General features: G+C 44.1%; 17 protein-coding genes and 1 tRNA gene. 6 read left to right on the forward strand and 12 right to left on the reverse strand.

Annotated elements, in window-relative coordinates; genetic code table 11:
* The 4 genes from Q0386_RS01995 to Q0386_RS02010 form a co-directional block, all read right to left on the reverse strand.
* On the reverse strand, nucleotides 1-1,002 hold a 1,002-nt coding region (locus Q0386_RS01995; protein WP_299026315.1), incomplete at its 3' end, for a primase-helicase family protein.
* 164 nt (nucleotides 1,003-1,166) lie between these two features.
* A tRNA-Leu gene (locus Q0386_RS02000) sits at nucleotides 1,167-1,253 on the reverse strand.
* Nucleotides 1,254-1,343: 90 nt separating this feature from the next.
* On the reverse strand, nucleotides 1,344-1,646 hold the full coding sequence (locus Q0386_RS02005; RefSeq protein WP_002948071.1) for an HU family DNA-binding protein: 303 nt from the start codon (nucleotides 1,644-1,646) through the stop codon (nucleotides 1,344-1,346).
* A 120-nt stretch (nucleotides 1,647-1,766) separates the two neighbouring features.
* A complete protein-coding gene (locus Q0386_RS02010) occupies nucleotides 1,767-2,504 on the reverse strand; it encodes a YaaA family protein (protein ID WP_299026318.1) in 738 nt (245 codons plus the stop codon).
* Nucleotides 2,505-2,624: 120 nt separating this feature from the next.
* Between Q0386_RS02010 and Q0386_RS02015 the strand changes: the two genes are divergently transcribed.
* Together Q0386_RS02015 and Q0386_RS02020 are read left to right on the forward strand one after the other, a co-directional pair.
* On the forward strand, nucleotides 2,625-4,871 hold the full coding sequence (locus Q0386_RS02015) for a flagellin (protein WP_299026321.1): 2,247 nt from the start codon (nucleotides 2,625-2,627) through the stop codon (nucleotides 4,869-4,871).
* 179 nt (nucleotides 4,872-5,050) lie between these two features.
* A complete protein-coding gene (locus Q0386_RS02020) occupies nucleotides 5,051-7,156 on the forward strand; it encodes a DNA translocase FtsK (protein WP_299026324.1) in 2,106 nt (701 codons plus the stop codon).
* 188 nt (nucleotides 7,157-7,344) lie between these two features.
* On the opposite strand, the gene Q0386_RS02025 is transcribed toward Q0386_RS02020, so the two are convergent.
* From Q0386_RS02025 to glmU, 8 genes are all read right to left on the reverse strand, one after another.
* The gene (locus Q0386_RS02025; RefSeq protein ID WP_299026327.1) at nucleotides 7,345-8,223 is read right to left on the reverse strand and encodes a DUF3137 domain-containing protein; all 879 of its coding nucleotides are present in this window, start codon (nucleotides 8,221-8,223) and stop codon (nucleotides 7,345-7,347) included.
* A gap of 93 nt (nucleotides 8,224-8,316) precedes the next feature.
* Nucleotides 8,317-9,300: a tRNA pseudouridine(38-40) synthase TruA gene (gene truA, locus Q0386_RS02030; RefSeq protein WP_299026330.1), complete on the reverse strand. Its 984-nt coding sequence runs from the start codon at nucleotides 9,298-9,300 to the stop codon at nucleotides 8,317-8,319.
* The gene (locus Q0386_RS02035) at nucleotides 9,301-10,326 is read right to left on the reverse strand and encodes an LptF/LptG family permease (RefSeq protein ID WP_299026333.1); all 1,026 of its coding nucleotides are present in this window, start codon (nucleotides 10,324-10,326) and stop codon (nucleotides 9,301-9,303) included.
* The gene (locus Q0386_RS02040) at nucleotides 10,319-11,140 is read right to left on the reverse strand and encodes an A24 family peptidase (RefSeq protein WP_299026340.1); all 822 of its coding nucleotides are present in this window, start codon (nucleotides 11,138-11,140) and stop codon (nucleotides 10,319-10,321) included. Before Q0386_RS02040 ends, Q0386_RS02035 begins: the two co-directional genes overlap by 8 nt.
* A 342-nt stretch (nucleotides 11,141-11,482) precedes the next feature.
* On the reverse strand, nucleotides 11,483-12,184 hold the full coding sequence (gene uppS, locus Q0386_RS02045; RefSeq protein WP_299026343.1) for a polyprenyl diphosphate synthase: 702 nt from the start codon (nucleotides 12,182-12,184) through the stop codon (nucleotides 11,483-11,485).
* A gap of 1 nt (nucleotide 12,185) precedes the next feature.
* Nucleotides 12,186-12,866: a hypothetical protein gene (locus Q0386_RS02050; RefSeq protein ID WP_299026346.1), complete on the reverse strand. Its 681-nt coding sequence runs from the start codon at nucleotides 12,864-12,866 to the stop codon at nucleotides 12,186-12,188.
* Nucleotides 12,863-14,038 carry a bifunctional phosphopantothenoylcysteine decarboxylase/phosphopantothenate--cysteine ligase CoaBC gene (coaBC, locus tag Q0386_RS02055; protein WP_299026349.1) on the reverse strand — a complete coding sequence of 392 codons (1,176 nt, stop codon included), beginning with the start codon at nucleotides 14,036-14,038 and terminating at the stop codon, nucleotides 12,863-12,865. Before coaBC ends, Q0386_RS02050 begins: the two co-directional genes overlap by 4 nt.
* Entirely contained in the window at nucleotides 14,025-15,347 is a 1,323-nt protein-coding gene (gene glmU / locus Q0386_RS02060; protein WP_299026352.1) for a bifunctional UDP-N-acetylglucosamine diphosphorylase/glucosamine-1-phosphate N-acetyltransferase GlmU, read from the reverse strand. The genes coaBC and glmU overlap by 14 nt, the downstream gene beginning before the upstream one ends.
* Before the next feature lie 148 nt (nucleotides 15,348-15,495).
* On the opposite strand from glmU, the gene Q0386_RS02065 reads away from it, so the two are divergent.
* The 4 genes from Q0386_RS02065 (at nucleotide 15,496) to fliP (ending at nucleotide 19,236) form a co-directional block, all read left to right on the forward strand.
* Nucleotides 15,496-16,644, forward strand: a complete 1,149-nt coding sequence (locus Q0386_RS02065) for a PepSY domain-containing protein (RefSeq protein ID WP_299026354.1) — start codon at nucleotides 15,496-15,498, stop codon at nucleotides 16,642-16,644.
* Between the two features lie 305 nt (nucleotides 16,645-16,949).
* On the forward strand, nucleotides 16,950-17,717 hold the full coding sequence (locus Q0386_RS02070; RefSeq protein ID WP_002950161.1) for a motility protein A: 768 nt from the start codon (nucleotides 16,950-16,952) through the stop codon (nucleotides 17,715-17,717).
* A 5-nt stretch (nucleotides 17,718-17,722) separates the two neighbouring features.
* Nucleotides 17,723-18,493 (forward strand): flagellar motor protein MotB, encoded by a 771-nt coding sequence (locus tag Q0386_RS02075; protein WP_299026358.1) that lies wholly within the window; start codon nucleotides 17,723-17,725, stop codon nucleotides 18,491-18,493.
* A gap of 2 nt (nucleotides 18,494-18,495) precedes the next feature.
* Nucleotides 18,496-19,236 carry a flagellar type III secretion system pore protein FliP gene (fliP, locus tag Q0386_RS02080; protein WP_299026361.1) on the forward strand — a complete coding sequence of 247 codons (741 nt, stop codon included), beginning with the start codon at nucleotides 18,496-18,498 and terminating at the stop codon, nucleotides 19,234-19,236.
* The last annotated feature ends 43 nt before the right edge of the window (nucleotides 19,237-19,279 follow it).

Raw genomic sequence — 19,279 nt, forward strand, 5'->3', positions numbered from 1 at the left:
ATATTTTGTATCTGTTGTTACAACAGTGCCCACTATGTTTTTATCTTGTTTTCCAAGAATATTATGAATAAGCCCTTTCTTTTCTATATCTTTAATGGAATCGCTTGAAATATTGTCAAAATTGTAGAAAATTTTATTAGATTGTTCTTTTTTAAAATTTTTGTGCGATATCAATTCATTGTCTATTTTTAGGCAATACTTTTCTCCAAAAAGTGGCTTTACTATATTATTAAAAAAAATCTCTTTACCTGTTTTTTCTTTGCCAACAAGAACCAATATGCTTTTTAGTAATTTTTGGTCAAATTCTTTATTGCTATTATTCGCAATATATTTAAACATATTGGCCAGCCAACACATAATATAGTTAAATTTGTCCTTATTGTATCCAGATATGTGGTATAAATATTGCATTGTAATAGAATAAATATCGGGGGTTTTCAAAATAAAGATATTATGTAAAAGATTATCGCACCGGTAAAATTTATTTATGTAAAATGTTTTTCCACCATCATATGTTGCAAATCTTTCTTTATGAATATCAAAAACATCACCAAGTACAATAGGTAAAGTATCTAGTGCTACACAAACAACATCATTCCTCGGTTTAAATACCAACTTTTTTAAGGGATCTTGTATTTTGTTATATTTTTCTTCGCACTTTGAAATCCATATGCTTAGTTCAATGCTTGTTTTAAATATTTTTGTTTTTTTCCCAGACAGTTTGTTTAAAAAAAATTCTAGCTTTTGAAAAAGTATTTGATTGGACTTATTCTGGTGGTTATAAATTATATTGCCGTTTTGATTAATCCAAAAATAGTGACCATCGTCTGCCAAGCACAAAAATATGTTGTTTGTATCCCTTAAAATGGAATTATTATTATAGGCCATATTGTTGTTATTGCTATTATTGATCAAAACTGGATATTGATAGAATAAAGCTACTTGGTTTAAAATATTCTGATAATCTAATTGTTTTATATAACTGCAGTCTTCTACGCCCATGACATATCCTTAAATAATGCAATGAATAATTATACAATATCTAGTTGCTGAATTAATATAGAAAAATATAAAAGTAAAAAAATGTGTACCCTAATGTGTACCCTTGATTAAAATTTTGTATCTTTTGGATTTTTATAAATGCTTTGTAATAACGACAGGATCGATGGTGCCCGAGGTCGGACTCGAACCGACACAAGGTTGCCCTTACCAGATTTTGAGTCTGGCGCGTCTACCGGTTTCACCACTCGGGCTAATCAAAGAAGTGAGATTTTACCTTGAAAGATATAAAAAAGAGATTAAAAAACATGAAAGCCCAATCTTGAGCTTTCATGAAAGGGTGATTATTTCTTTTTGCCTTTTTTGCCTGCGCCTGCTACTACTGCTTCTTTTAATTTTTTGCCTACTTTAAATTTAACCGCTTTGCTAGCAGGAACATCTATAACTTTCGTAGTTCCCGGTACTCTTGCTTTTCTAGCGGCTCTTTCGGCAGTAGCGAATGTACCAAAGCCTATAAAGCTAATGCTATCGCCGTTTTTAAGAACCTCTTCGATAGTCTCTAGTGCGGCATCAACTACCTTTAGAGAATCTTTTTTAGAAAGACCGGCCTTGTCGGCAACAGCTTGAATAAAATCAGCTTTTTTCATAGAACCATCCTTAATAAGAAGTGATATGCGGGCATTTTACAACGTTTTTATAAAAAATACAATAGTTTTTAGCCGAAAATTTAACGATTTTTGCGCGAATTTGACTAAAAAGCTCGAATTTTAGACTATTTGCACCAAAAACTCGCTTTTTAGTCCAGTTTTTTTGATGTCTATAAGGCGCAAATTTTCTATATCGGTTTTGCAAAGTTCGCTGAAGTTTTTTACCCCGTTTTGCGCTACTTGCCTCAAAACTATCCCGCGGTATGCTTTGGCATAGTGACTGACGACTTTACCGTTTTTTAGAAATTTAAATGTCGCAAACGGTTTTTGTATGCGGTAAAATTTCTCGTAAAACTCGGCTCTAAGGTCTAAAATGTCGTCATCTCCTAGCCATTTATCTATCTCGCCGCTGAAATTTTGGCTATAAAATTCCTCCAAATTTAGCCCGTTTATCCGCTCGCCTTGCTTTAGTTTATATTCGGGCAGGGCGTCTGCGGCAAGTACCGGGCCGAATAAATTTGAAAAAATCAGCGTATTTTTATCTATAAACTCCTGTGCGGCGCTATCAAGACAACGGTAGTCAAGGTGCTTATATGCTACTCCGTCGTATCGCAAGATGGCTTTTACCGCTCCTTTTTTAAAAAGGCTTTCGCGCAAACTCGGCTCATCGGTCAAATTTTTAACTCCAAAAAGTTTTGAAATTTGCTCCAATCCGGCCGTTTGCAAGAATTCATCGTAAATTTTTAAAATTTTGCACCGCTTTTCATATAAATTTGGAAAAATAAAGGCGTCCTTATCTATAAATTTGTTTGAACCAACGGCGGTTTTGGCTTCGCTTGGCGAAAAGAGTATTTTCATTTATTCTCCTTAAATTTGTCAAAATCATATCTAAAACTAAATAAATTTTGAAATTTGACGATATAACGAGTGGAACTTTATTTGCTTACAAGAGCTCAATTAAATTTAAGGAAAAATGCGATGAGAATGACGAATCAGCTGATGAAATTTACGAATAACTACGACTATCAGACCAATATGAAAGCGCTTTACAAGCTAAATACGCAAATTTCAAGCGGTCTAAAAATCCAAAATTCTTTTGAGGATAGTAGTGTTTACAATGATGGCATGAGGCTTGATTACGAGGTTGCGACGCTTGAACAGGTGCAAACGGCGACGTCAAAGGCGCAACACTTTTCAAAAAATACAGACAAGGCTTTGGGTGAATTTAAGCAGCAGCTTCAAACTTTTAAAACAAAGCTGGTTCAAGGCGCCAATGAAATCCACTCGCAAACATCTCGCGAGGCTATCGCAAACGACCTTCAAGGTATCAAAAATCATCTAGTAAATATCGCCAACACCTCGATAAACGGGCAGTTTTTGTTCTCTGGAAGCGCTATAAATACAAAACCTATAAACGGCGATACGAATGAATATTTCGGCAATGCGCAAACAATGAAAGCTGTAGGCGGAGCTCAGGTAAATTTGACCTACAACCAAAACGGGCAGGAGCTATTTTTGGGCAAGGACGGCGACTATAATAAAAAAGTCACCTCCAATACGATGTTAAAAGCGCAAAATTTGGACGATAAAAATAAAACCGTTTATATCGATAGCGAGCATAAAATGCGCGATCTAATCGGTTTTAAATATGTAAAAGACGAAAAAACTCTAACCAATCAGGATTTCACCGGCACGGGCGTGAGGCGGTTTCAGGATACGACGTTTTTCTTGCAGGGTAAAAAACCAAACGGTACGAGCTTTACGAGTAAATTTAAGATGACTTCAGACGCCTCTATAAACGATCTGCTGGAAAAAATCGGTACCGAATACGGCAACACTCCGACTAATAAAGTCGTCGAAGTAACGATAAATAACCAGGGTCAAATCAACGTAAAAGACCTAAGCAAAGGCAATCAGGTTATTGATTTTCACATGATAGCGGCGACGAAAAAAGTGGCAAATGCAGATGCTCTAGCGGGCGGTATAGCAGGAGCCTCAAGTGCCTTTGATACGGTAGATAGCCTAACTAGCGGCGCAAATCCGCTCGAAGCCATGGTGCAGGCAAACCCAGACGACTATGAAATCACTGAATTTGTTAAGAGCAAATATGAAGACTTAGACGGCGCCGTCACAAACGCTTACGACTACGACAAGATAAACTTTAAACAAGAGGGCAGAAACCTAATAGGCACTGTATCGCAAGTAGAGCGCGGTAGCGGTAAATTTGCCGACGATAACACGACGCTAAGCCAAGTCGTGGGCTCAAAAGAGCTATATCCCGGCGAAAGAGACAAATACGACATGAATGATCAGGCCTTAAAAATGCAGATCAAATCTAAAAGCGGCGGAGATTATAAGGTTGACGTGATTTTCGGTAGCGCCGTACCGCCTGCAACATCAGGTAATGCTCAGGTAAGCATAACAAGACCGGATGGCACCACATACACTACCGAGGTTTGGGATAGTTTTTACAACGACACCACAAACCCGCCGACCACCGAGGGTAGAGAAACGCAGTCAAAAAATATGACTTTTAGGCAACTAAATGACATTATCGGTATGGTAGCTAGTGACAATGTTCCTGCGGGCGCCGGCGGTAGTGCCCAGGCTGATTATGTCGCCTACAAACAAGCTATCGCAAAATCGCAAGGCAGCGTAGAGGCAAATATGGATCACCGCGGCCGCATAAAAGTAACCGACAAGCAAAACGCCGTCACGCCGATAAAAGTCGGAATTTATGACGAGGTAAATTCTGATCAATTTTACGGAGATAGCACCGGTACGACGCCTGCAACCATGCAAGGAGACGGTTCACTATGGAACTTTTCGGCAAACAACGGTATCGAAATAGATAGCCCGAGCGTGGATATTTTTGATGACCTGGATAGGATGATAGAGGCTGTAAGAAGCGGTCAATACCGTGCCGATAGCCAGAGTGAACACCCGCGTAACTCCGGTATCCAAGGCGCGATCGAGAGACTGGATCATATCGCCGATCACGTAAACAAAATCCACACTAAAGTTGGAAATCAAACCAATACGCTAATACAGACCAACACGCACGCTAGCGTCATGGAGGTAAACGTAAAAACCGTCAAGGCCGATATCACAAATGCCGACTATGGCGAGACCTATATGAATCTCATGCAAAAAATGATGTCGTATCAGGCGATGTTGCAGTCTGTGGCTAAAATAAACCAGCTCTCGTTATTAAACTATATGTAAAAACTCGCTATAATCTACGGTTTTATTAAAGTTTCGTTATCAAAGCGGGCGGAGCTAAAATAGGGTCAAATTTTGATAAATTTGGCTCAAAACTTAGCTCTCTCGCAAATTTAAATTTACTAAATTTAAAAGGACGCGCCATTTTAAGAGAATCGGTTTTAGTCGTAGTTGTTTGTTTTTTGATATTTTTCGGGATCGCCACCATCGCGCCCGCGGCAAATTTCGTCGGTAGTTTTGGCAACGCGATAGGACTTTGGAACTTCAAACTTTTCGGCTTTATAGCTTACGTTTACCCTTTTGTTTTTATATTTTTCGCGTATTATATTTACAAATATTTTAACGGCTTTAACGCCGAATTTGCCCAGACCGCGCTTGGAGCGACACTACTATTTTTGGCGTTTTTGATGTTTCAATCAGGTGCGGACGCTAGCTACGGCGGACTGGTCGCAAACAGCATAAATGATGCGCTAAAAGACGTCGCCGGCGTGATAGGCATGTGGGTATTTATCTTGATGCTTTTTGTGCTGAGCTTTGGTCTCATCGCGCAGGATAACATCATAGCTATCCTAAAAAAGGCTTTCGTTGAGCCCAGCTCCAATGAGGATAAATTTGAAAATATGGGTGAGGTTAAACCAAAATCGCAAAAAAAACCTAGACAAATCAAAAAGCCTAAAGCTCAAAGCGAGTCAAATTTGAGCGAGGAAAACAGCGAAAAGCTAGAGGACGTAGACGAGCCGGACGATGAAGACGATGCGCAGGATGAAAGCGAGTCAAATTTAGAAGAAAAAAGTACTACTATAAACGGCGTCGAGATTCTAAACGAAGTCGCCGAAAACAAAAAACTACTCGAACAAATGGAAAAAGGCAAGGTCGAAAAACCTAAGGATTTCGCACTGCCGCCGCTTAAATTTTTAGCCGATCCGCCTAAAAGATCAAACAGCGTAAACGAAGCCGAAATCGATCAAAAAATCTCCGATCTACTCGATAAACTACGCAAATTTAAAATAGACGGCGACGTCGTGCGCACCTACACAGGGCCGATCGTCACGACTTTTGAGTTTCGTCAGGCGCCGCACATCAAGGTGAGTAAAATTTTAACCCTGCAAGACGACCTCGCGATGGCTCTACGCGCGCAGACTATCCGTATCCAGGCGCCGATCCCTGGCAAAGACGTCGTGGGTATCGAAGTGCCGAATCAAAACATCGAAACTGTCTATCTAAAGGAAATTTTAGATAGCGAGGTTTTCAAAAACTCGAGCAGTCCGCTAACTATCGCGCTGGGCAAGGATATCGTCGGCGCGCCCTTTGTTACCGATCTAAAAAAACTGCCCCACCTGCTAATCGCGGGCACGACGGGATCTGGCAAGAGCGTAGGTATAAATGCAATGCTGCTAAGCCTTCTATATCGCAACAGCCCACAGACGCTTCGCCTGATGATGATAGATCCAAAGATGCTGGAGTTTAGTATCTATAACGACATCCCGCACCTACTCACGCCTGTCATCACGCAGGCCAAGCAGGCTATAACCGCGCTATCAAACATGGTCGCCGAGATGGAGCGCCGCTACAAGATCATGAGTCACACACGCACCAAAAATATCGAAAGCTACAACGAAAAGATGAAGGAGGAGGGCGGCGAGCAGTTCCCATACATTGTCGTGATCATCGACGAGCTGGCCGACCTCATGATGACTAGCGGCAAGGACGTGGAACTATATATCGGGCGCCTGGCGCAGATGGCTAGAGCCAGCGGCATACATCTCATCGTAGCCACCCAGCGCCCGAGCGTGGACGTCGTTACGGGGCTCATAAAGGCAAATTTGCCTAGCCGCATCAGCTACCGCGTAGGTCAGCGTATCGATAGTAAGGTGATCCTAGATCAAATGGGTGCGGAGAGCTTGCTAGGACGCGGCGATATGCTATTTACCCCTCCGGGAAGCCCCGGCGTCATCAGACTGCATGCGCCGTTTGCTAGCGAAAAAGAGATCGACACCATCGTAAATTTCCTAAAAGCGCAGCAAGAGGTGGTCTATGACGAGAGATTTTTAGCCGAGGAGGGCGCTAGCGGCGGTGCGGGCGCAGGCTCCGGTGCGGTAGCGGGCGAGCTAGACGAGCTCTACGAAGAGGCTAAAGAGATTGTGCTAAGCGAGCAAAAAACCTCGATCAGTTATCTACAACGCCGCCTAAAAATCGGCTACAACCGCGCAGCTACGATCATCGAACAGATGGAGCAAATGGGCGTGCTAAGCCCGATGAATGCAAAAGGGCAGAGGGATATTTTGTAAATTTGGCTCAATTGTAGACAGGCGCTGGCTGTATTTATTTTTAGCTTAGCGCCGTTAAACTTGAAAATAAGCGTCCGTTGGGGGCGGCAGGCTTTGCGCGGCGTTGCGGTATATTTAAATTTGCCGACCGAATTTACGGTCAAATTTTAAGCTCATCGTTGGCGAAATTTACCGCCGAAAAAGCAAAATCATTTATAAACATCAAGACTCAAATTTAGTTCGTCGATTATGCGCAGCAGTTGCGAGATCTCATCTTTTATGGCCTGCGCGTCCGCGAGGCTCGGCGGTGGAGCAAAGAGCGAACTCTCGAAACGGTCTTTTGCACCGTTTAGAAAAAGGTAAAATTTATCATCCATGAACGCCGCACTCAGCGATACCGCTCCGTCAAATTTGAGTTTCACATCATGCAGTCGCCGCATAAAACCGGGGCTTAAAAGATAGCGCGCCTCTATCTTATCGTCGGTAAATACGCGAAATTCGTTGTTAAACTCCGTATCGTCCAGCACCTCTTTTTCGCCTATCATTTTCGTGTTCATAGCCTTTTTATCCGCCAAAATCGTCACGCCTTTGAAGGTTTTATAAAATTCGCAGACAAAAACCGTATCCTTAAAATCCATATAAATATCAAACATCGCTTTAATCGCCATAAAAGAAATCACGTAGATATTGGTTGAAGTCGCGTATTTTCGCTTCTCGCCGATAGCTTCGCTTAGCTGAAATTTAACGTTATTATAAACGCCGCTGATGAGATCCTCGCTCCTAAACTCAAGCTCTCTGTAAATTTGAGCTTTCAAAAACTCACTTCTTGAGATGCCTTGAGCGGGTTCGTAGCTAAATTTGCCGTCGATACTTTTGATGACAGCGTTTATAAAAACGTTTTTATAAAACCGCTTGTACTCTGCCATTGCATTTTTGTTTAGCTTCTCGCCGTTTATCTTATATAAAATATCTGCTATAAAAGTTGCTAGCGCTGCTTGTACAAACAGTGCGATGACGAGCAGTACGCCTACGACTTCAAACGACGGATCGATAAGCAGCGCATAAACGCCAGCAAAAAACAAACGCAACGGAGTTTATGGTTAAAAACTAGGCGTAAATACTGCGTAGAGCCTTTTGCTTTTGCGTTACGGCAGCAATAGCTTCTTTTATTTTTTGATTTCTCATTCGTAAAAAACTCGGTTTAAATAAAGACCGTTTGGCGGCGCGGGGATGCGCGTGAGCGGCTTTTGCTCGTAGATAGCCTGGCGCAAAAGCTCTTTTGCTTTGAGGAAATTTGTATCTCGGCAGTTGTTTGCGACTTCGTTTAAATTTGAGTTTTTATCGTCAAATTTTGAAGCGACGTAAACCACGTGTTCGGCGGTTAAATTTGTGTTTTTTTCAAATTTCGCCAAATTTACGCTTTCGTGACTTGCCGTCAGGATATTATCGTGGCTGTTTTTGTTTAAATTTGTATCCAAATTTGCCGCCTCTGCGCGCTCAAATTTAAACTCCTGTGCCTGCGTTTGTCTAAATTTACCGTTTTTTGCAAGCTCCAGCGCCTTTAAAACGCTAGCGACCATGAGGCGAACCTGGGCGCGCAAAAAGCCGTTTGCTTTAAAAACGATGATCGACCGCTCGCCGCGCGCGTAACAAAAAGCCTTTGAGATGCGCCGCACTGGACTTTTGATATCGCTGCCAAGCTTCATAAACGCGCTAAAATCGTGCTCTCCGACAAAAAGCGCGAGTAGTTCGTTTGCTAAATTTAGGTCAAATTTTGGTAAAAAAGTCTCGTAAGACGATAAAAAAGGAGAAAACTCGCCGTGATTGATGACGTATCGATATGCGCGCGCCGTAGCGTAGTAGCGCGGGTGAAAGTCGTCTTTAACGCGGCTTATAAATTTGACGTGAACGGCCGGGTGGGCGTGGCGGTTGATGAGAGCTTTTAGACGCGTAAAGTCCTTAAAATGCTCGCCGCACTCGACGCAGGCTACTTGGTTGTTTGCGTGCACGCCCTTGTCTGTGCGCGAGCTAGAGATTATCTTGCTAAAAATACCCACGTGCGCTAGAGCAGCGCCCAGAGCGTCCTCAACGCCGTTTTCGTGCGGCTGTGTCTGCGAGCCTTGAAATTTCGACCCATCGTAGCTAAAAACGAGTTTAAGCCGCACTTAGTATCTTTTTAAAATTTTAGCCCTAAAGCTAAAAATAGAGGCGATAAAAAATAGCGAAAATATCGCTGCAATCGCGACAAAAACGCGCGAACTAAAGAGCATGATGAGCGTAAAATAGCCAAACAGTACACCAAATATCCCAAAATACACAAAACCTTTTTCGTAGCGGTAGGTTACGATACCAAGGCTCAAAGCAAAAAGCGTCGTAGCTAGCGGAAAAAGCGCGATGAGAACGTAGGTTGCGAAGTCTTTGGCGCGCTTTTTATCCTCGCTCATTGCCTGCCAATACTGCACAAACGACTTCGTCTGCGCGACGCTGTCCTCTTGGACGGTGCTGATTTTCATCGTGCCAAAGTCTGTTTTATGCCACGAGGCGTCTCTGATATCGTAAATTTTGCCGTCTGATAGCGTAAACTCAAGCACGGCGTTGTTGTTGGTTAGTCGAGCGTTTTTAGCAAGGACGAATCGGTGCGCGCCTTCTTTTGGCGAATAAAGCGTCACGCCCTCGTAAAGAGTACCGTTTTCGTCGTTTTTTTCGTTTTGGATGAAGACCATCCAGTCGGAAAATTTTTGCCCAAATTCGGTTGTTTTCAAATTTAGCTTGGCGACGGTTTTTTTGTACGAGACGAAATTTGAGTTTAGCTCTGCGGCCGTAGGGATCAGCACTATCGCGGTGACGATGAGAAAGATTGAGACCGCGCCGCTAACGATGAGGAAAAATTTAGCGATCCTAACGGGCGAATATCCGAGCGTAAAAAGCACGATGCTCTCGTTTTCGCGCGAAAGTCTGAAAAACATGAGCGCAAGCGATGCGAAAAACGCGATAGGTACGGTAAAAAGCAACACTCTAGGCAGCATAAACATATAGAGTTTAAAAAGCTCTATAAACGTAATCTCGATGTATGATGTGATACGCGCTATCTGGATGAAAAACACGATCGACATTATGAGAAAAAGCGTCGCAAATAGTGATGCAAACGTACTTAGGAAGTTTGAGAAAAGATAACGCGCCGTCCTATCCATAAATCAGCCTCAAGATGTAGATAAACTGCTCCTTAAACGCATAAACTATAAGCGTAGCAAGGCTCAAAAACGGCACGAAAGGCAGCTCGTATCCGCGCTTTCGCACGATGACGTAGGCTGGCAGCGTCAGTAGCGCCGAGACATAGATCGCCATGAGGCCAAGCTTGATACCTAGTATCGCACCCATAACGCCCGCTATAAAAATATCCGCAGAGCCCATGGCTTCGCGCTTAAGAGCTAGGCTGACGACAGCGCGCAGTAGCCAAAATGCAAACATAAAAATCGCGGCGTTTATAAACGAATCAAAGGCGCGCAAAAGCTCATCAGAGTCAAAAGAGGCGGGTAGATTAAAACCGTAAAGTAGCGAAAATGCGACGCTGGCAAAAAGCAGAGAATCCGGAACAGCCTTGTAACGAAAGTCGATCAGACTAAGCGCTAGCAGCAAGATAAAGCAGACGCCAAGCATCGCCGCCTTAAAAATCGCGGCGTAAAAATCGTCCGCAAGAGGCTCTAGTCCGTGCGTTTCAACGCAATACGCAAGCACGCAAAGCAGGGCGCTAGCGAGTTCTACGAGCGGATACTGAAAGCTGATTTTTTCGCCGCAAAACGCGCATTTGCCGCGCAAAAACAGCCACGCAAAAATCGGGATGTTATGATACGGTTTTAGCGGAGTTTTGCAGCTTTGGCAGTGCGAGGCGGGGAAATTTATGCTCTCGCCGCGCGGTATGCGGTAGATCAGGACGTTGCTAAAGCTGCCGACTACGGCGCCCAAGATAAAAAATAATAAAATAAAAAATACAACGGCAAAAATCATAACTCTCCTAATTTAATTTATAATGCATTTGGCTGCTTGCGATTATTTTTGAGCTAGCGGCGACGTTTTTAAGTAATGTTTGTGCAAATTTGCTGCGCTGATTTGAACTAAAATTTGACTCGTTATTTGCGCCGCAAAAAGCATAAAAACAGAAATTTAAAGGCGATTTTAGCGAAATATTGCCTTGAATGATTTTAAATTTAAAGATTTCGGTTCAAAATTTATGCAAAACGGCCTTGCGGCAAGGCTTTTATTTGTCAAATTTAAAGGCACTTTTTTAGCGAGCGAATCAAATAAAACGACGTAAATTTAAAAGATAGCGGCAGTCAAAAACATCAAATTTTAAAGCCCGCCAAACCTTCTATCTTTTTTCTTAAATTTTGCCGTTATCAAGGCTAGCTCCTCGCGCGTAAAATCGGGCCAAAGCGTAGGCGTAAAGGCAAACTCGGCGTATGAAGCCTGCCAAAGCATAAAATTTGACAGTCTCTGCTCGCCGCCGGTGCGCACGAGAAGGTCGATGGGCGCGGGCTCATCGAGGCACTTTTGCAAGCTATCTTCGTTCAAATTTAAAGCTAGTATTTCGGAGTCAAATTCGCCGCCGTTTTTTTCGCAAAATCTCCTAAAAGCTCTTAAAATTTCATCTTTTGCGCCGTAGTTTAGGGCTAAATTTAGCTTTAACCGCGAGTTTTGTGCAGTTGCGTTTTTGATCTCGTTTATCTCGTTTTTTAGCTTATCGCTTAGCGGGTTTTCGTCGCCTATGACGTTAAATTTGATACCGTTTTTGATAAAACTCTCGCGTTTTGAGAGCAAAAATTTATGTAAAAGCTCCATCAAAAACGCGACTTCGCTCTTCGGGCGCTTCCAGTTTTCGGTGCTAAATGCATAAAGGCTCAGCACCGCCACGCCTTCGTCGATACAAAACTCGCACATCTGCTCCACGACGTTTGCGCCAGTTTCGTGCCCTTTGGTGCGTAGCAAACCGCGGCGTTTGGCCCATCTGCCGTTGCCGTCCATGATGATAGCGAGGTGATTTAGCTCGTTCATTTTAGCCCTTAAAATCAATTATTTTTCCACTTGGATCAAAAAAAGCGGCGATGTTTTGAGTCGTTTGTGTTTCGCAGCTAAACTCGTCTCGCAATAGCCTGGCAACCTTGTCAAACGGCGTTTGCGCGCTGATTATTTGAGCGCCTTTTAGCGTAAAAATAATCGGAGCAAAATTTGAAAAAACAAGGTAAATTTGACTCGTTTTAGCGCCATCAAATTTCATCTGAAAAACGCCTTTTACGCCGTTATAAACAAACGAAATATTAATGATATTTTTTTGTAGCGCAAGTATCATTTGAGCTAGATTTTCAAACGATTCCCGCGAGTCTGCCGTACTAAGACCGTTAAATATATATTCATAAAACCAGTTTAGATCGGGCTCGCTTATCAGTCTTTCTATTAGCGCTAGCCCATCAGGTGCGGCGTAGGCTAAATTTGGCTTTTTAAAAAGATTTCTTATCACGATATTTTCGGTGCCGCTTGCGATCTCGCCCCAGTATTCGCCCTCCACGTCGAGGCTTTTCATGCTTTTTGTACTCAGGATTTTGTTGCCCATTTTGAGATTGTAGCGATTGTAGCCCGTCTTTTCGGCGACTTTGATGCTGATTGGCAGACTCGCGTTTAGAGCCGTGCCCGCGCCGCCGCTTGCGATTTTTTGCACTCGTGAGACGGGATTTATCATAGCTTGCTTGCTAAATTTACGATTTGCCGCGCCGCGTCATCTTTAGATGTTAGCGCGATATTTTGCGCGTCACGGGTCGTTATAAAGGCGATTTGCGTGCTATTAGAGCCAAAATTTATATCGCCGCCAAGCACGTTTAGGCAAACGGCGTCGAGGCTCTTTTTCTCAAGCATATTTTTTGCGTTTCGCATGGCGTTTGCGCCGTCCGTTTCCATTTTAAAGCCGATTTTCTTTACGTTTTTAAAATCTGCCAAAGAGCCCAAAACATCGCCGTTTTGCGCTAGCTCTAGCGTCCAAATTTCGCCTAAATTTTGCTTTTTTAGCTTGCCTTCAAATTTGGTTTTTGGAACGTAGTCGCTAACCGCAGCCGCCATCGCGAGCAAATTTGCGTCCGCTAAATTTTCGCGTAGCAGCTCTTTTAGCTCCGACGAGCTTTGAAATTTGAGCGTTTTATAGGGCGCGTTTGTCGTCTCAAAGCTAGCTATCAGCGTCACGTCCGCGCCCGTGTAGTAAAATGCGTCAGCAAGCGCTCGCGACATCTTGCCGCTGGATAGATTCGTCACGGCTCTTACGTCGTCGATCTTTTCGCTCGTGGCGCCGCCCGTTACGATCACTTTTTGCCCTTTAAATTTGGGTTCAGCGAGCATCCTTTTGGTTTCGTGGATGATCGTAGAAACGTCTGCCAGCGCGCCTTTGCCCGTGTCACCGCAGGCTAGGGTTTTTTCTACAGGCTCGATAAATCTCGCGCCGTTTGCCGCTAAAAACTCGAAATTTTTGCGCGTAGAGAAGTGATTTAGCATTTTGTCGTTGGCTGCGGGCGCGATGAGTAGAGGAGCCGGGCTAGCGATCAGAGTCTGCATGAAGACGTTATCGCAGATGCCGCCAGCAAGCTTGTTTATCGTATTTACGCTAGCAGGCGCGATCAAGATGAGATCGGTTTTGGCGTAGGCGATGTGATTTAGTCCGTCCTGCCAGTTTTCCGTGCGTGAGGTTAAAATTTTATGCTCGCACAGCGCCTCAAAGCCCGCTTCCGAGCAAAATTTAAGCGCTCCTTCGCTAAGCATTACTCGCACGTCCGCGCCCTCTTTTTTTAGCGCGGATAAAATTTCATAAGCCTTATAAAATGCGATACTGCCGCAAACAGCGAGCAAAATTTTTTTATTTTTTAGCATTTTCGTCGCCGCTTTTGGTTTCGTTAAAAAATTTATAGAAAAAGCCTTCTTTATTTACCTGTTTCGTGCGGCTGATGGCTAGTGCGCCGCTTGGTACGTCGCTAGTTACGGTGCTTCCCGCGGCGATTAGTACGTCATCGCCGACTTTTACGGGAGCGACTAGTTGCGTATCAGAGCCGATAAAGACGTTTTTGCCGATTATCGTTTTGTGCTTAGCTTTGCCGTCGTAGTTGCACGTGATCGTGCCGCAGCCTACGTTTGTGCCACTGCCTATCTCGCAGTCACCCAGATAGCTTAGGTGGCCTGCTTTGACGCCGTTTAGCTTGGCGGCTTTTAGCTCGACGAAGTTTCCGATGTGGGTGTTTTTGATCTCGCATTTTGGGCGTATGTGCGCGAGCGGGCCGACGTCCGAGTCCTCGATGACGGAGTTTTCTACGACTGAGCCACTTTTGATGACGGAGTTTTTGATGAGGCAATCTCCTATGATGCTTACGTTTTCTTCGATGATGCACTCGCCTTCAAATTTGGCTCTAGAGTCGATATAAACGCTATTTGGTAGCCGCATTAGCACGCCGCTTTTCATCAAATTTTTCTTGATCTCCTCCTGCATCAAATTTTGGGCGATGCTGAGCTGAAATTTATCGTTTATGCCCATGAAATTTTGTTCTTCGACGCTGATGGCCCAGCATTTTAGGCTGCGCTCGTTTGCGATTTTTATCGCGTCGGTTAGATAGAATTCTTTCTGCGAGTTTTCGTTGCCGATGAGTGGTAAAATCTCGCGCAAAACTTCGCTTTTAAAGCAGTAGCAGCCGGCGTTTGCGCTTTTTATCATTTTTTGTGTCTCGGTTGCGTCTTTTTGCTCGACTATGGCTTCTACTTTGCCGTTATTTACGATCACGCGGCCGTATCCGTACGGGTCTGCCGCCTCAAAAACGCTAAGCGAGATGTCTGCATTGCCAGCGCTTAGGCGGATTAGGTCGTTGATTTTTATAAGCGGCATATCTCCGCACAAAATCAGCGTTTTTTCGCTATTTAGCGGGATGTTTTTTAGCGCGCCCGCAGTGCCAGGGAACTCTTTTAAATTTTGCTCATAAATTTTAGTTTGAGGGAAAATTTCTTTGATTTTGGCTTCGACGAGCTCTTTTTGATAGCTCAAAACCACGCTCACGTCGCTACTGATCTCATAAGCTTTGCGCAAAATATGGATAATCATCGGCTCTCCGCAAAGCTCGAAAAGCACCTTTGGTTTAGTTGATTTCATCCTTGTGCCAAGCCCCGCGGCAAGCACCACTACGCCGATATCGCTCATCTTTTTTCCTTATTTAAATTTGAGCGATTTTATCTCAAATTTGCTAAATGCGGGATTAATGCTTTTTGGACTTAACAAATTCTTAAGCATTAATCAATATAATCACGAGTTTTAAAAATAATCAAAATCATAATTTAAAGGATGCGGCTTGCTTTCATTTTTAAAAAAGGTCTTAAGAAGAAATCAGTTTTTGTTTAACCTCCACCTGATTTTATCGATTATTTTTGCCGTTCCGCTACTCGTTATCGGCGTTACGGGCTCGATTTTATCGTATCAACATGAGCTTGAGGAGATCATAAATTTAAACGCTGCCAAGGTTGAAAAAATGGGCGAAATGCTAAGCGTTGAGAAAATCTTGCAAAGCTTTAGCGAGCAAACGGGCGTTAAGCAACCCGCAAGGCTCGTGCTACCTAAAAGCGAAAACGAGGCGATCAAAATTTATGCGAACAATAGTGATGCCTATCTGGTCGATCCATATACTGCGCAGATCATCGGCAAGGACTACGGAGTCGCCTTTGTGCGCGTAGCGATGTCGCTGCACCGAAATTTGGGCTTTGCGCTAACGGGTAACAAAACCGCAGGCGAAGTAGGCAAGCAGATCGTAGGCGCTAGTACGGTCGCGATGATAGTGCTCGTGATAAGCGGCGTTTGGCTACATTTTCCAAGGATAAAACGCAAATTTGCCGAGGCGATAAAGCCGAATTTTAAACTCAAAAAATACGCCCTTTTTCACAACCTGCACACGAGTTTAGGCGCCTTAAGCGCGGTGATTTATCTCGTCATCTGTCTAACGGGGCTCATGTGGTCGTACCGCTGGTATAACGGCGCGGTGATGGAGCTTTTCGTTAGCGAGCAAAATTTACCAAAAGAGACCGCGCAAAAAGACGGAGCGCCCGCAAAAGCAGAGGGCAAAAAGAACGCCGAGTATAAATTTAGCGATGTGCAGAAAGCTTATGAGATATTTAAATCAAGCGGCATAGAGTATAAAGAATTTAGCCTAATGCTCGCGGCTGGAGATAAGATAAACGTCAGATACTACGAACCTGACGAGCCAAACACCGCTCGTCCGAAAATGGCGACCGTGAACGTAAAAGAAGGCAAGATGGCTGAGCAAAAGCAGACCGATGGCATAACCGTTGGCATGGTAAAAAGTACGAACTATCAGCTACATACGGGGTATTTTTTCGGGCTTTCGGGTAAAATTTTGTGGTCGGTCGTTTCGCTTTTGATGGCGCTATTTATCTTTAGCGGCTTTTATATGACGGCAAAAAGGGCGTTTAAGCCGAAAAAGGCCTAGTTAAATTTGCCCTTTACGCGCGCGAGCTATAAATTTGCCGAAATTTACGCTCGCCGCAAGACGCTACCTTTTGTTTTTGTTTAAAATTTCGCTTCGCTTTTTAAATCAAATTTTTAGAAAAAATTAGCATTCAAATTTGATCAAGAAAAGTGCCAAAAAAACGAAATATGACCAAAAACGCAAAATTTAAAAAATTTTACATCGATTTGGAACGCCTTTTGCAAAAAGCTAATCTAAGTTTAACTGTTTTTTCAACTAAAAAAAACTAAAATACAAACTAAAATTTTTAAATAGAAAGTTGCAAGATGGATTTAGGTAGCCTCGTCGGTTGGATAGTTATTATGGTGCTTTTGCTAGGTTCCATGCAGATGGGCGTCGGAATCGGAGCTTACATCGATATTCCCTCTGTTTTGATCGTTTTTGGCGGTACGATTTGCGCGCTAATGATCGGCTTTAAGATGGAGCAGATAAAAAAGCTAGGCACGTTTTACGGCATCGCGGTAAAACCAAAAACCTACAATCTCCCAGAAATCGTAAAAAAAATGGTCGAGTACTCCACGAAAGCTCGCCGCGACGGCATCCTGGCTCTTGAGAGCGATGCAAATAACGAAACCGACCCGTTTCTAAAAAAAGGCTTATCTATGGCGGTTGACGGCAACGAACCAGACGCCATTAGAACGCTGCTTGAGATAGATATGGAGCAGGCTAGCTCTAGACACGGCGATAATATCAAAATTTTCGAGCAAATCGCGGGTTTTGCGGGCTCGATGGGTATGATCGGTACGCTCATCGGCCTGGTTGCGATGCTCATGAACATGTCCGATCCTTCGGCTATCGGTCCGTCGATGGCGGTCGCACTCATCACGACGCTTTACGGCGCGATGATAGGAAACATCCTTGGCTCGCCCGTGGCAAACATCCTAAGTATCCGCGATAAGGACGAAGGTACGGCAAAGGTGCTGATGCTAGAGGGCATAATGGCGATCCAGGCGGGCGACAACCCTAGGACGCTCGAGATGAAGTTGCTATCGTTTTTACCGCCTAAAGACCGCGTCAGTCAGTTTGATAAGTAGTAAAAATGGCTAAAAAATTAATCGATCCGGGCGACTGCCCCAAATGCTTACCCGAGTGGCTCGCGGCGTTTGGCGACTTAATGTCGCTGTTGCTTTGCTTTTTCGTACTGCTTCTTTCTATGAGTACGATGGACGCAAAGAAGCTAGAGGCCGCGATCGGCTCGCTAAGCGGGGCTTTGGGTGTGCTTGAGGGCGGCGCAAAACCCGACGTCAGCGCCGAACAAAACCAAGACGACCACGCCACCTCAAACAAAGAGCGCACGGGTGTAAAGTCAAATTTCGAGCAAACCCTGCGCTCTATCAACGAGCTTTTGCACGCTAGCGGCTCGCCCGAGGTTACCTTTGAGGAGAGCGAGAGCGGCTTTGTGATCAGGCTACCTGCAAATTTACTCTTTGCAAAAGATAGCGCCCAGCTGCAAAACGACGACGCGCTGCTGTTTTTAAAACGTATCGCGATGGTGATAGCAAAGCTGCCGCCAGACGTCGTAGCAAATGTGATCGGACATACCGACAGCGAGCAGCCGGCGTCTGCTGAGTTTAAAGACAACTGGCAGCTATCGTCGGCTAGAGCTATCAGCGTAGTTAGCGAGCTCATCAAAGATGGCGTCGATCCTAAAAAACTAACCGCATCCGCAAAGGCTGAATTTGAGCCGTTTGCAACGAATTTCACCGAGCAAGGCAGGGAGAAAAACCGCAGGGTTGAGATTCACTTTGTTTCGTTAAATTTAGACGACAAAGCCAAAACGCAAAAAAGCATACTGGACGCGCAGGAGTAAATTTGAAAAAACTGACGTTTTTGCTGTTTTTTATATTTGCGGCGGTCGCGATCGGCGAGGATAATGTAACGATCCCGACCGTAAATCTCAGCCTAAGCGCGCCCACTACGCCAACGCAGCTAGTTAGCTCGCTAAACGTCCTACTAGTCCTAACCGTCCTCACGCTCGCGCCATCGCTAGTTTTTATGATGACGAGCTTTTTACGGCTCATTATCGTCTTTTCGTTTTTGCGCCAGGCGATGGGTACGCAGCAGATGCCGCCATCTACGGTGCTTATTAGCCTTGCGATGGTGCTTACGTTTTTTATCATGGAGCCTGTGGGCAAGCAAGCCTATGAAGCGGGCGTGCAGCCGTATCTAAGCGAGCAAATCGGCCATCAAGAGGCCTTTGAGCGCGGCGTAAAGCCGTTTCGCGAGTTTATGATAAAAAATACGCGCGAAAAGGATCTGGCGCTGTTTTTACGTATCAGAAATATGCCAAACCCGCAAAGCTTCGATGATATCCCGCTCACGGTCGTGATGAGCGCGTTTATGATCAGCGAGATGAAAACGGCGTTTGAGATCGCGTTTTTGCTCTATCTGCCGTTTTTGGTCATCGATATGGTCGTTAGCTCCGTGCTCATGGCGATGGGTATGATGATGCTGCCGCCGACGATGATTTCACTGCCTTTTAAGCTACTTATTTTCGTACTCGTCGACGGGTGGAATTTGCTCGTCATGAACCTCGTTAAAAGCTTTCATTAGGTTTTTTGTCGCTATAATCTTAAAAAAGCTCCGCGCGCCGCTT

It is taken from the genome of uncultured Campylobacter sp. (genome assembly GCF_938045625.1).
GTDB lineage: Bacteria > Campylobacterota > Campylobacteria > Campylobacterales > Campylobacteraceae > Campylobacter_A.

Coding starts and splice junctions, on each gene's coding strand:
- Q0386_RS02005 (WP_002948071.1), bottom strand. CDS start 1,646: ATGAAAAAAGCTGATTTTATTCAAGCTGTTGCCGACAAGGCCGGTCTT.
- Q0386_RS02010 (WP_299026318.1), bottom strand. CDS start 2,504: ATGAAAATACTCTTTTCGCCAAGCGAAGCCAAAACCGCCGTTGGTTCA.
- Q0386_RS02015 (WP_299026321.1), top strand. CDS start 2,625: ATGAGAATGACGAATCAGCTGATGAAATTTACGAATAACTACGACTAT.
- Q0386_RS02035 (WP_299026333.1), bottom strand. CDS start 10,326: ATGGATAGGACGGCGCGTTATCTTTTCTCAAACTTCCTAAGTACGTTT.
- Q0386_RS02040 (WP_299026340.1), bottom strand. CDS start 11,140: ATGATTTTTGCCGTTGTATTTTTTATTTTATTATTTTTTATCTTGGGC.
- uppS (WP_299026343.1), bottom strand. CDS start 12,184: ATGAACGAGCTAAATCACCTCGCTATCATCATGGACGGCAACGGCAGA.
- Q0386_RS02050 (WP_299026346.1), bottom strand. CDS start 12,866: ATGATAAATCCCGTCTCACGAGTGCAAAAAATCGCAAGCGGCGGCGCG.
- coaBC (WP_299026349.1), bottom strand. CDS start 14,038: ATGCTAAAAAATAAAAAAATTTTGCTCGCTGTTTGCGGCAGTATCGCA.
- glmU (WP_299026352.1), bottom strand. CDS start 15,347: ATGAGCGATATCGGCGTAGTGGTGCTTGCCGCGGGGCTTGGCACAAGG.
- Q0386_RS02070 (WP_002950161.1), top strand. CDS start 16,950: ATGGATTTAGGTAGCCTCGTCGGTTGGATAGTTATTATGGTGCTTTTG.
- Q0386_RS02075 (WP_299026358.1), top strand. CDS start 17,723: ATGGCTAAAAAATTAATCGATCCGGGCGACTGCCCCAAATGCTTACCC.